General features: G+C 66.9%; 11 protein-coding genes. 8 read left to right on the top strand and 3 right to left on the bottom strand.

The features are described from left to right. Positions 1-295: 295 nt before the first annotated feature. The 3 genes from ACEVQ6_RS06560 to ACEVQ6_RS06550 all read left to right on the top strand — a co-directional run bounded on the left by ACEVQ6_RS06560 (position 296) and on the right by ACEVQ6_RS06550 (position 3,432). On the top strand, positions 296-1,510 hold the full coding sequence (locus tag ACEVQ6_RS06560) for a pyrophosphate--fructose-6-phosphate 1-phosphotransferase (protein ID WP_374888120.1): 1,215 nt from the start codon (positions 296-298) through the stop codon (positions 1,508-1,510). Positions 1,511-1,635: 125 nt separating this feature from the next. Further along, on the top strand, positions 1,636-2,277 hold the full coding sequence (locus tag ACEVQ6_RS06555; protein WP_374888119.1) for a LysE family translocator: 642 nt from the start codon (positions 1,636-1,638) through the stop codon (positions 2,275-2,277). A gap of 141 nt (positions 2,278-2,418) precedes the next feature. After that, the gene (locus ACEVQ6_RS06550; RefSeq protein WP_374888118.1) at positions 2,419-3,432 is read left to right on the top strand and encodes a transglycosylase SLT domain-containing protein; all 1,014 of its coding nucleotides are present in this window, start codon (positions 2,419-2,421) and stop codon (positions 3,430-3,432) included. 82 nt (positions 3,433-3,514) lie between these two features. Here the strand turns inward: ACEVQ6_RS06550 and ACEVQ6_RS06545 are convergent, their stop codons facing one another. Further along, the gene (locus ACEVQ6_RS06545) at positions 3,515-5,086 is read right to left on the bottom strand and encodes a putative bifunctional diguanylate cyclase/phosphodiesterase (RefSeq protein WP_374888117.1); all 1,572 of its coding nucleotides are present in this window, start codon (positions 5,084-5,086) and stop codon (positions 3,515-3,517) included. A 178-nt stretch (positions 5,087-5,264) separates the two neighbouring features. Here ACEVQ6_RS06545 and ACEVQ6_RS06540 point away from each other — a divergent pair, with 178 nt between their 5' ends. From ACEVQ6_RS06540 to ACEVQ6_RS06520, 5 genes are all read left to right on the top strand, one after another. After that, a complete protein-coding gene (locus ACEVQ6_RS06540; protein WP_374888116.1) occupies positions 5,265-6,515 on the top strand; it encodes a DUF3419 family protein in 1,251 nt (416 codons plus the stop codon). Further along, positions 6,512-7,171: a class I SAM-dependent methyltransferase gene (locus ACEVQ6_RS06535; protein WP_374888115.1), complete on the top strand. Its 660-nt coding sequence runs from the start codon at positions 6,512-6,514 to the stop codon at positions 7,169-7,171. Before ACEVQ6_RS06540 ends, ACEVQ6_RS06535 begins: the two co-directional genes overlap by 4 nt. 192 nt (positions 7,172-7,363) lie before the next feature. Next, positions 7,364-8,143, top strand: a complete 780-nt coding sequence (locus ACEVQ6_RS06530; RefSeq protein ID WP_374888114.1) for a glycoside hydrolase family 25 protein — start codon at positions 7,364-7,366, stop codon at positions 8,141-8,143. Positions 8,144-8,296: 153 nt separating this feature from the next. After that, positions 8,297-9,493 carry a lytic murein transglycosylase gene (locus tag ACEVQ6_RS06525; protein ID WP_374888113.1) on the top strand — a complete coding sequence of 399 codons (1,197 nt, stop codon included), beginning with the start codon at positions 8,297-8,299 and terminating at the stop codon, positions 9,491-9,493. 162 nt (positions 9,494-9,655) lie between these two features. Further along, positions 9,656-10,615 (top strand): DMT family transporter, encoded by a 960-nt coding sequence (locus ACEVQ6_RS06520; RefSeq protein WP_374888112.1) that lies wholly within the window; start codon positions 9,656-9,658, stop codon positions 10,613-10,615. Positions 10,616-11,136: 521 nt separating this feature from the next. Here the strand turns inward: ACEVQ6_RS06520 and metF are convergent. Further along, positions 11,137-12,054 (bottom strand): methylenetetrahydrofolate reductase [NAD(P)H], encoded by a 918-nt coding sequence (gene metF / locus ACEVQ6_RS06515; RefSeq protein ID WP_374888111.1) that lies wholly within the window; start codon positions 12,052-12,054, stop codon positions 11,137-11,139. Then, positions 12,045-13,073 (bottom strand): ArsR/SmtB family transcription factor, encoded by a 1,029-nt coding sequence (locus tag ACEVQ6_RS06510; RefSeq protein ID WP_374888110.1) that lies wholly within the window; start codon positions 13,071-13,073, stop codon positions 12,045-12,047. Before ACEVQ6_RS06510 ends, metF begins: the two co-directional genes overlap by 10 nt. Positions 13,074-13,625 lie beyond the last annotated feature (552 nt).

Below are 13,625 nucleotides of genomic sequence, written 5' to 3'. Positions count from 1 at the left end.
TTCTTCAGAAGAAGCGGCAGGAAAAGGTTCACCAGACAACGGCGGGTTTGGCAAGCGGCCGCGGCGAAGATGACCAGGATGTAATTATGATGGCACCTCACTATTGTGTCACGAATGTGGTGCCCTGTCCAATCAAACCCGAGACAGCCAAACGCGGTGACGCCCGAAAAGTGCCATGGCGGCGGCGGAGGCGAACCGGATGCCGCGGGCGCGTCGCCGTTTCCGTCATTTGCTTCGTGGGAAACTTGCGCTAGACAGGCCGCGACCCCACCGAAGCCCTTCCCGAGGAGGATCCATGCCCAGACAGAAAGTCGCGATGCTGACAGCCGGCGGGCTCGCCCCCTGCCTGTCATCCGCCGTCGGCGGCCTGATCGAGCGCTACACCGACATTGCGCCCGACATCGAGCTCGTCGCCTACCGCTCCGGCTATCAGGGCCTGCTTCTCGGCGACCGCATCGACATCACGCCGGCGATGCGCGAGCGCGCGGCCGTTCTCCACCGTCACGGCGGATCGCCGATCGGCAACAGCCGGGTGAAGCTCACCAACGTCAACGATTGCGTCAAGCGCGGCCTCGTCAAGGAGGGCGAGAATCCGCTGCGCGTCGCCGCCGAGCGGCTGGCCTCCGACGGCATCACCATCCTCCACACGATCGGCGGCGACGACACCAACACGACGGCCGCCGACCTTGCCGCCTATCTCGGCGCCAACGGCTACGACCTCACCGTCGTCGGCCTGCCGAAGACCGTCGACAACGACGTCGTGCCGATCCGCCAGACGCTCGGCGCCTGGACGGCGGCGGAATACGGCGCGCGCTTCTTCGACCATGTCAGCAACGAGCAGAGCGCGGCGCCGCGCACGATCGTCATCCACGAGGTGATGGGACGGCATTCCGGCTGGCTGACGGCGGCGACGGCGCGCGCCTATATCCGCATGACCGAGACGACCGAATTCGTCGACGGCTTCATGATGAATGCGCAGCTGAAGAACATCGACGGGCTCTACCTTCCCGAGACCGCCTTCGACCTCGAGGCGGAAGCCGAGCGTCTGCGCGGTGTGATGGACCGCACCGGCTTCGTCACGCTCTTCGTCAGCGAGGGCGCCTGCCTCGACGCGATCGTCGCAGAGCGGGAAGCGGCGGGCGAGACGGTCAAGCGCGACGCCTTCGGCCATGTCAAGATCGACACGATCAATGTCGGCAGCTGGTTCTCGAAACAGTTCGCCGCCCTTCTCGGGGCGGAACGCTCCATGGTGCAGAAGTCCGGATACTATGCCCGCTCCGCGCCGGCGAACCGCGACGACCTGCGCCTCATCCAGAGCATGGTCGATCTCGCCGTCGAAAGTGGCCTCAACAAGGTTTCCGGCGTCACCGGCCATGACGAGGACAAGGGCGGCCGCCTGCGCACGATCGAATTCCCGCGCATCCGCGGCGGCAAGCATTTCGACACGTCGGCGCCCTGGTTCGCCGAGGTGATGGACGCGATCGGCCAGGGCTGGAAGCCTGCGGCCTGACGAGAGCCGGTCTGGCAAAGGCTGCCATCGCCGTCCAAAGAGCGTCCCGGCCCGCCGGGACGCCGTCTTGACCTTGGGTGACGTCCGTGGCTTGCTCCGCGAACCGTTGGTTCAGGGAGACATGCATGTCGTTCGAGCACTGGCTGGCTTTCGCCGCCGCATCCGCCGTCCTGCTCGCCATTCCCGGCCCCACCATCCTGCTCGTCGTCTCCTACGCGCTCGGCCATGGCCGGAAGGTCGCGGGCGCGACGGTCGCCGGCGTCGCGCTCGGCGATTTCACCGCGATGACGGCATCGATGCTGGGGCTCGGCGCGCTTCTCTCGACCTCGGCGATGCTGTTCACGCTTCTCAAATGGGTGGGAGGCGCCTATCTCGTCTGGCTCGGGATCAAGCTGTGGCGGGCACCCGTTCCGCCCTCGCCCGCGCCCGTCGACACCCCCGAGGTCGCCTTGCCGCGCGAGCGTCCGTCGCGCATCTTCCTCCACACTTTCGCGGTCACGGCGCTGAACCCGAAGAGCATCGTGTTTTTCGTCGCATTCCTGCCACAATTCCTGACGCCGCACACCCCGCTCCTGCCCCAGATGCTGGTGTTCGAGACGACCTTCCTCGTGCTCGCCACGCTCAATGCGACTGCCTATGCGATGATGGCGTCGGCCGCCGCAGGCGCGATCCGAAAGCCCGGAATCCGACGGTTTATCAATCGCGCCGGCGGCTCGCTGCTGATCGGCGCGGGTGTCCTGACCGCCGGCCTCAGGCGTGCGGCATGAGCCCTCCCCAGGACTGGCGAGGGTGAAAATCCGTCGCCAGCTTGCGGAGACCAGGGCCATGCGTTAATCATTTGGCGAAAGGGTGGCGCATCGCCGCCGGATGATGCGGGCGCGCAAGCCCTGAAACATGAAGGCAGCGGCATGGCGCTTCGCGGATTTCTCGGCTCCAAACGGGCACTCACGGTGATCTTTCTCGGCTCGACGGCCCTTGTCACCGGATGCTCGAGCGTCGAGCGCATGCCCGCCGACGAACTGTCCGCCGTCAAGACCGTCACACCCGCGCCGGCCCCGTCCGGGACGGCGACCGCCGATACGGAAATCGCCGCGACAGCCGTCACCCCGATCGCCAAGCCCGGCACCGAATTGACCGCCTATGCCCTGCCGAAGCCCGATGCCACCGTCAGCGCCGCCGCCGCCCTTGCGACGGAACAGGCGATGATGCAGCCGGCGGAGACCGCCCCCCAAAAAATCGAAGCGTCCGCCGAGCCTGCGACGGCCCAGCCGGCCGGAGCAGCACCGGCCGCCGTGGCGGCCTCGCAGCCGGTCATGACGACGGCGAAGACTGGCCGCGCCCTCGTCCAGCCCGCCGCCGAAGCCACTGCCCGACCGGTCATCGGCGAGGAAGTGATCGTCGCCGCCATGGAGTCGGATTTCGACAATGGCAAGCCGGTCGGCCTTGAGACCATCGTCGCCGAACGGCTGATCGTTCCCGTACCGAAGCCGCGCACACAGGCGATCGTCGCCTCGCTGACGGCGCCGATCACGTCGGCGGTCGACGCGCTGCGCCCCGCGCCGAAGAGCGCGCGGCCGGATCTCGACCGCCTGATCGAACAATATGCCAAGCTGAACGGCCTGCCGCTCGACCTCGTGCATCGCGTCGTCAAGCGCGAGAGCGGGTACAATCCGCGCGCCTACAACAGCGGCAATTACGGGCTGATGCAGATCCGCTACAACACGGCGCGCGGCCTCGGCTATACCGGCCCGGCGGAAGGACTGTTCGACGCCGAGACCAATCTGAAATACGCGACGAAATACCTGCGCGGCGCCTGGGTCGTGGCCGAGAACCGCAACGACCATGCGGTGAAGCTTTACGCCAGCGGCTATTACTACCATGCCAAGCGCAAGGGCCTGCTCGACGAACTCGACATGCGCTGACGCGCAAAGCTTCCGCCGCTCGCAGCCATTCACCGGACAAGACGTCCTGATTTCCCGTATAGGCGAAGCCGTGACACCCGCGTCATGCGGACAGGGCGAGCGCCTTCGGCGCGTTGACGCGCGCGAGCAGTGCCGGCACCTCGCCTGCCGGAACGGGCCGCGAGATGAGGTAGCCCTGTGCCTGCGCCGCGCCGAGGCTGCGGATGAAATCGAGCTGGCTCTCGGTCTCCACCCCTTCCACCGTCGTCGGGATCTGGAACGTGTTGCCGAGTTTCAGGATGATGTCGACGAGTTCCGCATCGCGCTTGCTGGCCAGCATCGCCTGCGTGAACGACCGGTCGATCTTCAGGTGATCGAGCGGAAAGCGCCGGAGATTGCTGATCGAGGAGAAGCCTGCGCCGAAATCGTCGAGCGCGACGCGCACGCCGAAGCCGCGCAGTTCTGCAAGGCTCAGGCACACGATCTCCGGATCGACAGTGAAGATCGATTCCGTCACCTCGATCGTCAGCCGCGCCGGCGACAGGCCGCTCTCGACGAGGCAGGATCTGACGAAGGAAACGAAACTGCGGTCCTTGAACTGGTCGCCGGAGACGTTCACGGCGACGCCCGTCGGTGCCGGCCAGCGCGACGCCTCGAGGCAGGCGGCCCGCACGACCCAGTTGCCGAGCGGCAGGATGAGGCCGGAGCGCTCGGCCGTGGGGATAAAGGCGTCCGGCGCGATCAGCCCGCGCTCGGGATGGCGCCAGCGCAACAGCGCCTCGAACGACCGCACCGTGCCGCTCTCGACGCCGACGATCGGCTGGTATTCGAGGAAGAACTCGTCCTGCGCGATCGCCCGCGCGATGTCGGTCTCGAGCGCGAGGCGCGCTGACGCCGCGATGGTCAGGTCGGGCGTATGGAAGGCATGGCTGCAGAGCGCGGTCTCCTTCGCCTTGTAAAGGGCGAGGTCGGCCCGTTTCAGCACAGAGGCGAGCGAGGCGTCCTCCGTCTCGAAGAAGGTCACGCCGATGCTGACGCTGGCGAGATAGGGCCCCGCGGGCAGAGCGAAGGGCCGGTCGAGCAGCACCTTCACCGTGCGGCAGACGTCTTCCACCTTGCCCTCGGACGGCGCGCCGGGGACGAGAAGGACGAATTCGTCGCCGCCGAGACGGTAGAGCGCTGCCGCGCCCGCAAGCGCGCCGGAAAGCCGCCCGCTGAACGCGTCGAGCAGGGCATCGCCGGCGTCATGGCCCATCGTGTCGTTGACGACCTTGAAGCGGTCGAGGTCGACGAGCAGCAATGCCGGTCTCGCCTGCCCGGCGGCGACCGTGGGGGCAAGGTCGCGCACGGCCTGTTCCAGCGCGAAGCGATTGGCAAGACCGGTCAACTGGTCCCGCCGCGCCTCGCGGATCAACCCGGCCTCGAGCAGGTCGCGCATCTGCAACGCGTCGATGAGGCCCGCCCGCGCACGGCCGAACCGGTAGAACACACAGGCCGAGACAATCGGCAAGGCGATCACGAGGCAGGACGCGGCCTTCGAGAAGCTCGTGGCGAGATCGCCGCCGATCAGCGCCGGACCGAGCGCCAGGCACAGCGCGGGAAGAAGCGCGCCCACGACGGCGCCAACCAGGGCATAGCGCTGCTCCGAACGGGGCAGGAACGGTGTTAACATCATGTTAAACCTGACAGTGAGCGGGGTTCGAAACCGGGAGGATCATGGTCGAACACGCATCGATAGGATCAGCAATTCATCAATAAAGCATGAAGCCCCGCGGGTCCTCGGCCGGCGTCATCAAATTGTTGTGCGGTAACCTTAAAAGCGGCGCATTCCCACAGCGATCAGGGTTTGCCCGATGACAGAACTCGCCCCGGATGCCGGATACGGCAAGAAGAACCGAAAGCTCGGCGCCGCGCTTCTCCAGCACAGGGCGCTGTCCGCCGCCGGCCTGTCGGAGCGCCTGTTCGGGCTGCTCTTCTCGGGCCTCGTCTATCCGCAGATCTGGGAGGATCCGGCCGTCGACATCGCGGCGATGGAGCTCAAGGCCGGCCACCGCATCGCCGCGATCGGTTCGGGCGGCTGCAACATGCTCGCCTATCTGTCGATGGCGCCGGCCCATGTCGACGTCGTCGACCTCAACCCGCACCATGTGGCGCTGAACCGGCTGAAGCTCGCCGCCTTCCGCCACCTGCCCGGCCACGCCGATGTCGTCCGCTTCCTCGCCCGGGACGGGCTGGTGACCAACATGCGCGCCTACGACCTCTTCATCGCGCCGAACCTCGACCGCCCGACACGGACCTACTGGAGCGGGCGCGGCCTTGACGGACGCCGCCGTGTCAGCGTCTTCAACCGCAACCTCTACCGCACCGGCCTGCTCGGCCGCTTCATCGGCCTCGGCCATCTCGTTGCCCGGCTGCACGGCGTCGATCCGCGTGAAATCGTCGCCTGCCGCTCGATGCGCGAACAGCGCCAGTTCTTCGACGAGCGGCTCGCGCCGCTGTTCGAATGGCCGCTGATCCGCTTCCTGACCCGTCGGAAGGGATCGCTGTTCGGCCTCGGCATTCCGCCGCAGCAATATGACGCGCTGGCGGCAAGCGGCGACGGCAGCGGCATCGCCGACGTGCTGCGCCACCGGCTCGAGAAGCTCGCCTGCCACTTTCCGCTCAAGGAAAACTATTTCGCCTGGCAGGCCTTTGCCCGGCGCTATCCGCAGCCGCATGAGGGCGAGCTTCCGGTCTACCTGCAGCAGCATCGCCACGGCACCATCCGCGACCATGCGCGCCATGTCGACGTCTGGCACGAGAGCATGACCACGCTTCTGTCGCGCAAGCCGGCCCAGTCCGTCGACCGCTACGTGCTGCTCGACGCGCAGGACTGGATGAGCGACCGGCAGCTCAACGACCTCTGGTCGGAGATCACCCGCACCGCGGACCGCGACGCCGTGGTGATCTTCCGCACGGCGGCCGAGGAGAGCGTGATCGAGGGACGCCTGTCGCCGGCGATCGCGGGCGAGTGGCGGGCGGATGCCGAGCGGGCGAAGGCGCTCGGCCTGCGCGACCGCTCGGCAATCTATGGCGGCTTCCACATCTACCGGAAGGTCGCATGACGCCGGCCGCCGGGGACCATGCCGGCCGCATGGACCGGATGTACCGCTACCAGCGGCATATCTACGACGTGACGCGCAAATACTACCTCTTCGGTCGGGACCGGATGATCGCCGGGCTGGCACCGCCGCCCGGCGCCAGCGTCCTGGAGGTCGGCTGCGGCACCGGCCGCAATCTCGCGCGGATCGCGCGGCGCTATCCGGGCGTGCGCCTCTTCGGCCTCGACATCTCCGCCGAGATGCTGGTCTCGGCGCGGGCGTCGCTCGCACGCAGCGGCCGGCCCGATGCCCGTCTTCTGGTCGCCGACGCGACGGATTTCGAGGCGGGCGCCTTCGGCGAGGACGGCTTCGACCGCGTCGTCGTCTCCTATGCCCTGTCGATGATCCCGGACTGGCAGCAGGCGATCGACACCGCGCTTCGCGCCGTCCGCCCCGGAGGAGCGCTGCACATAGCCGATTTCGGCATGCAGGAGGGGCTTCCCTCCGCCTTCGGCCTGTTGCTGCGGGGATGGCTCGGCCGCTTCCACGTCACGCCGCGTGAGACCCTGCCGGCCGTTCTCCGCGACGCCGCCGCCCGCCACGGCATGACCGTCGAGATCACCGATGTCGGGCGTGGCTATGCGCTGGTCGCAGTCTGCCGGAAGCAGATCCCGCACTGAGCGGCGGCGCCCCGCGCGCGTCCTTGTGCCGAATCACGACAGCGTGAGTCCTGTGTGCCGGTCTGGCACCCTGCCGTAACCCCATCTTAACGCTGATCCGCGAAACTGCCCGCTCGCAGACCTCGCGGGGAACGGGCTGGACGCCGGCGTCGAGACGAGGCAGGATTGTTGTATCGAGTGAACGGGGATTGTATGCGCCGCCTGCTTCTCGCCCTCTTGCCGCTTCTGGCGCTCGTCTCCGGCTGCTCGACGACCGATTACGATCTCGTGGAAACCGCCTCGATTCCCCCCCGCTTCGAGGACCGCCACCCGCAGGATTTCGGCGACGTCACCCCGCACCACCACCAGGTGCACGGCATCGACGTGTCGAAGTGGCAGGGCGACATCAACTGGCTCCAGGTCGCCCGCTCCGGCGTCTCCTTCGCCTTCATCAAGGCGACCGAGGGCAAGGACGTGCTCGATAAGCGGTTCCACGAATACTGGCAGAACGCCCGCTCCGTCGGCATCCCCTACGCGCCCTACCACTTCTACTATTTCTGCTCCACCGCCGACGACCAGGCCGACTGGTTCATCGCCAATGTGCCGAAAAGCGCGGTGTTCCTGCCGCCGGTGCTCGACGTCGAGTGGAACGGCGAATCGAAGAACTGCCGCTACCGCCCCTCGCCGATCACCGTGCAGGCGGAAATGAAGCGCTTCATGGATCGCATCGAAAAGCACTACGGCAAGCGGCCGATCATCTACACCTCCGTCGATTTCCACCGCGACAATCTGGTCGGCCAGTTCAACGACTATCATTTCTGGGTCCGCTCGGTCGCCAAGCATCCGCGCGAGATCTACACCGATCGGCGCTGGGCCTTCTGGCAGTATACCTCGACCGGCGTCATCCCGGGCATTCCGGGCAACACCGACATCAACGTGTTCGGCGGCACGGCGAAGAACTGGAAGAAGTGGGTGGCCGCCGTTTCGAAATAGCCGGGGTCGGGCCTCCGAAAGCAGCGACGGGGCCGCCGCCTTCTTCATTCGGTCATATTGCTCTGGAACACGTCCTTCCACATTCCGACCATCCATCCACCAGGCGCAGCCCGCGGGAACCACGCGGCGGCCGCCCGACGACAGGGACGTGACATGACCACCGCATTGCGGCCTCTTCTCCTGCCTTTCGCCCTTCTCGCCCTCTCCGCCCCGGGCGCCTTCGCCCAGGAGACGCCGGCCTGCGGCGGCGACCTTTCGGCCTTCCTCGCGGGCGTCAAGGCGGAGGCGATCGCGAAGGGCATTCCGGCGGAGGCCGCCGAGCGGGCGCTCGCCGGCGCGCGGATCGACGAGAAGGTGCTCGGGCGCGACCGCGCGCAAGGGGTCTTCAAGCAGACCTTCGCGGAGTTTTCCAAGAGGACGGTCAGCAAGTCGCGCCTCGACATCGGCGCCAAGAAGATGCGCGACTATGCCGACGTCTTCGCGCGGGCGGAACGCGAGTTCGGCGTGCCGGCGCCGGTCGTCACCGCCTTCTGGGCGCTCGAGACCGACTTCGGCGCCGTGCAGGGCGACTTCAATACGCGCAACGCGCTGGTGACGCTCGCCCATGACTGCCGCCGGCCCGAGCTTTTCCGGCCGCAGCTGATCGCCGCGATCGAGATGGTCCAGCACGGCGATCTCGACCCGGCGACGACGACGGGGGCATGGGCCGGCGAGATCGGCCAGGTGCAGATGTTGCCCGAGGACATCATCGCCTATGGCGTCGACGGCGACGGCGACGGCCATGTGCAGTTGAAGACCAGCGCGCCGGACGCGATCCTGACGGCGGCGAAATTCATCCAGAGCCTCGGCTTCAAGGCCGGCCAGCCCTGGATCCAGGAGGTGACGCTGCCGGACGCCCTGCCCTGGGAGAAGACCGGCCTCCAGCCCGGCATGACGGCCGGCGACTGGTTCGCCCTCGGCGTCGCCCCCCGGGACGGCGACACGTCCTTTTCCGCGCTTCCCGCCTCCGTCGTCATTCCGCAGGGCCTCAAGGGCGTGGCCTTCATGACCTATCCGAACTTCAACATCTATCTCGAATGGAACCAGTCCTTCATCTACACGACGTCGGCCGCCTATTTCGCCACCCGGCTGAACGGCGCGCCGGTCTATCAGACCGGCAACCCCGAGCCCGGCCTCTCGGATGAGGAGATGAAGACGCTGCAGACCAGGCTGCAGGCGCTCGGCCACGATGTCGGCAAGATCGACGGCATCCTCGGCTCCGGCACGCGCGCCGCGCTGCAGAAGGAACAGCTCCGTCTCGGCCTGCCGGCGGACGGCTGGGCGACCCGCGCCGTCCTCGACGCGCTCTGATCTTCGCGGCCGCCTGCGGGAATCGGGTGGCGGCCACGACCGCGACGGGATACGTCATCCTTAGCCGGAGCGCTCACGCTCCGGCGGAAACAGCGCGGCGACGACGAGCGTGCGGCTTTGCGACAGCCCGCCGCAGCGCCCGCGCTCAGCGGGTGGCGGGCGATGACGGAGCGACAGGCGGGCGGCACCACGATGACGGCACGGCTCTGGGGCATGATCCTGCTGCTCGGCCTGATCTGGGGCGGCTCCTTCTTCTTCGCCCGCGTCGCCGTGCAGCATGTGCCGCCGCTCACACTGGTGTTCCTGCGCCTTTCGCTCGCGGCGGTCGCGCTCCATCTTTATCTGCGCGGGCGCTTCGGGCTTTATGCGGCGCTCGCCGCACGCTGGCGCCCGTTCCTGCTGCTCGGCCTTCTCAACAACGCGCTTCCACACACGCTGATCTTCGCCGGCCAGACGCAGATCGGCGCCGGCCTCGCCGCCATCCTCAACGCGACGACGCCGATCTGGACGGTGTTGATCGCGCAGGCGCTGACGACCGACGAGAAGATGAACGCGAACAAGATCGCGGGATGCCTGCTCGGCCTTGTCGGAACGGCGGTGCTCGTCGGTCCCGGCGTCATCGGCACGGGCCTCGGCACGGTCGCGCCCTGGGCGCTGCTGCTGCCGGTCGCGGGCGCCGTTTCCTACGGCTTCGCCGCGATCCACGCCCGATCCTTCCGCGATCTTCCGGCTCCGGTGACGGCGGCGGGCCAATTGACGGCCTCGACGCTGATCATGCTGCCCGCCGCGCTGGCGTTCGACCAGCCCTGGCATCTGCCGGTGCCGGAAGCCGGCGTCATCGCCGCGATCCTGGCGCTGGCGCTGGTCTCGACTGCCTATGCCTATATCCTCTTCTTCCGCATCGTCGCCGGCGCCGGCGCGACCAATGCCTCGCTGGTCACGCTGCTGGTGCCGCCGAGCGCCATCCTGCTCGGTGCCGTCTTTCTGGGGGAACGGCTGGAAGCCCTCGACGGCCTGGGCCTCGCCCTGATCCTCTCCGGTCTCGCGATCCTCGACGGCCGACTCCTGCGCCGCCGGAGATCGAAAGACTGGCGGTCGAAAGGTTCGGGATCGAAAGGTTAACGCCGGCATGCCGGGAGGCGCGATCCCGCCCGCCTTGTCCGATTCCGGTGTTTTCACGGCACGTATCGCGGCGTAACATTAACCCGGACGCGACGGGCGTGAAGAAAATATGATGAGGCTTTTCAAAGTCAAATCAAACCCCTATATGCAGCCGCTTCGCGTGCGACGTTCACGCAGGTTGCAGTGCAGCACAGAATTTCCTTGGAGGTGCCCCGCTTTCGCCCTATGTTTTCATCGTTAACGCGAAGGAGGGCCAGTTAGTGAGACTGACGTATTCTTTGAACGTTCTCATGGTCAGTGCGGCATTCGTCTTCGTTGCGAGCATGCTTTTCGTCTGATCGCGCTTTTCGTCTGGTCGCAGTGTTGCGCCAGCGGCCATTTCATGAACGAGAGTTGACACTACCCGGAAGTCCCGATGTTTTCGCCGTGCTTCCTGGCAGATTCAGGCGGCGCGCCGGAGCCCGAGGAACCCCTGTCGAACGCACGGCTCCTTCGGGACCCGTGCGTTTTTCATGTGCGTTTCAGGCGGCGACGTCGTTGCGCGTAAGATCCGGGTCCACCTTATCGAAACCGACCAGATCGAGAACGGCGGAGACGAGCGGCGAGCGGTTCATCGAATAGACGTGGATGTCGCGGATGCCGCGGCGGGCGAGATCGACGATCTGCTCGGCGGCGATGTGGGTCGCCTCGCGCGCATGCTCGTGCGGCACGCCTTCGAGATGGCCGAGCCGCGCGATGATCGCCTCCGGCACGCGGGCGCCGCATTTTCCGGCGAAATTGCGCACCTGGGTCAAGTGGTTGATCGGCAGGACACCCGGAACGACCGGGATCGTGATGCCCGCCGCGCGCACCCGGTCGAGATAGCGCTCGAAGTCGTTGTTGTCGAAGAAGAACTGGGTCAGGGCGCGCGTCGCGCCGTTGTCGACCTTGCGCTTCAGCATATCGATATCGGCGGCGGTGTCGCGGCTTTCCGGATGCTTTTCCGGGTAGGCGGAGACCGAAACCTCGAAGGTACCGCGCTTGGTGATCGCGGAAACGAGCGCGGCGGCATTCTCGTAGCCGCCGGGAAAGGGCGTATAGGCCGTGCCGATTCCGCCCGGCGGATCGCCGCGCAGCGCGATGAAATGGCGCACGCCGAGAGCGACGAATTCGTCGATCACATGGTCGACCTCCTCCCGCGTCGCACCGACGCAGGTCAGATGCGCCGCCGTCGGCACGGCGCCCGGCGCCTGCAGCATCCGTTTCACCGTGGTCAGCGAGCGCGCCTTGGTCGAGCCGCCGGCGCCGTAGGTCACGGTCTGGAATGCCGGCCTGTAGGCGGCGAGCACGCGAACGGTTTCGAAGAGCTGCGCTTCCATCTCGTCGGATTTCGGCGGGAAATATTCGAAAGAGACCCGAAGGCCGCCGCGCTCGGCGGGATAAAGTGTCGTCAGCGCCATGATGCGTCTCCCCCTTCGGCGATCGTCGCTTCGGGGCGGGCCGCGTCCGTCTCCCGCCCGTCCCGTGCCAGCCAGACCGTGACCGTCAGCCGCGTTCCATCGTCCGGCTCCGGTCTCAGATGAATGAAATTCTCGACGGAAAGGCTGGCGCGCGCCAGCCAGTCCGTCATCGTCTGCTCGCCGAAGCCGAGACGGATATGCTGGTGCTCGTCGCGCAGATGGTCGAGGCCGTGCGGCGCGAGGTCGATGATCGCCAACCGGCCACCGGGGGCGAGCATCCGCGACGCCTCGCCGATCGCCACGTCCGGCTCCTCGAGGAAATGCAGAACCTGGTGGATCACAACGAGATCGAAAGTCTGTCCGTCGAGCGGCAGGTTGAAGATGTCGCCGTGGCGGATCGACGCCTTGGTGATGCCGGCACGATCCAGATTGGCGCGGGCGACCGCGAGCATGTCGCGGCTGGCATCGACGCCGACGCCCCGGCGGTAAAGCCCCTCGAGCAGCTGGAGGATCCGGCCGGTGCCCGTGCCGAGATCGAGCAGGCCGTCGACGGGTTCGTCGCCGAGGAGTTCGAGCAGCGCCGCCTCGACCGCCTCGTCGCTGACATGGTGGCGCCGCATCACATCCCAGTCGGCGGCATTGCGGCTGAAATAGGCCTGCGCCCGCTCGGCCCGGGCGACTTTTAGCGACTGCAGCCGCTCGCGGTCGCGGGCCAGCACCGGATCGGCCACACTCGCCGCCGCAAGCGCATGACGCACCAGCGCGACACCGGCGCCGTCGTCCTTCAGGCGGAAATAGGCCCAGGCGCCTTCCTGGTAACGGCGGACGAGATCGACCTCACCCAGCAGTTTCAGATGGCGCGAGATCCGCGGCTGCGACTGCCCGAGGATCTCCGTCATGTCCGTCACCGTCAGGTCACCGGAGGAAAGCAGCGCCAGAAGGCGCAGCCGCGTCGGCTCGCCGGCCGCCTTCAGCACGTCCACGACCTCGTCCAGACCAAGGTTCGGCTCCACGGCCATCCTGCACCTCATCAACACATAAAGATATGTTTATGTGAAATGGAATGGGGGCGCAAGCCTCGATTTGCCGTCCCTCTGCGAGGATCAGGGACTGTCTCACCCGCCAGCTTGGAAAAAGCGCTGCGACGGCCGCTCATGCAATGTCTCAGGACGCGGAATCGCTGCATGAAGAGCGGCTTAAAAGCGATATCGTACCAAGGCGATGGCGCCGAAAGCCGACTCACTTTCGCAGCTTGCCGCCGCGCGTCCTGATTGCGCGGCCTGTTTGGAGAGCCGGGTCGGTTCCGGGCAAATCCTGTAGCAGGGTGCAAACGAAATTGCCGCTGCCGACGCGGATGCCATGACACAAGCGGTATCTGACGCAGCAGACGGCCTCGAGGATGCAAGCGCTCCGATCGCCCGGCCCTGTCGCCTCGAGGATCGCGCATGATGGCGGCGACGCGGAATGAGCGTTGAAAAACGCGAACCTGGCCGCAGACACCGACGGCACGACAACACCCCACCGGTTCATCGTCCGGTGCGCTGAGTACTGAAAATCAGAACGCCTACCGC

Source organism: Ensifer soli (assembly GCF_041928815.1).
Classification (GTDB): Bacteria; Pseudomonadota; Alphaproteobacteria; order Rhizobiales; family Rhizobiaceae; genus JBHFEI01.
This window is presented reverse-complemented; position numbering and strand designations above follow the sequence as displayed.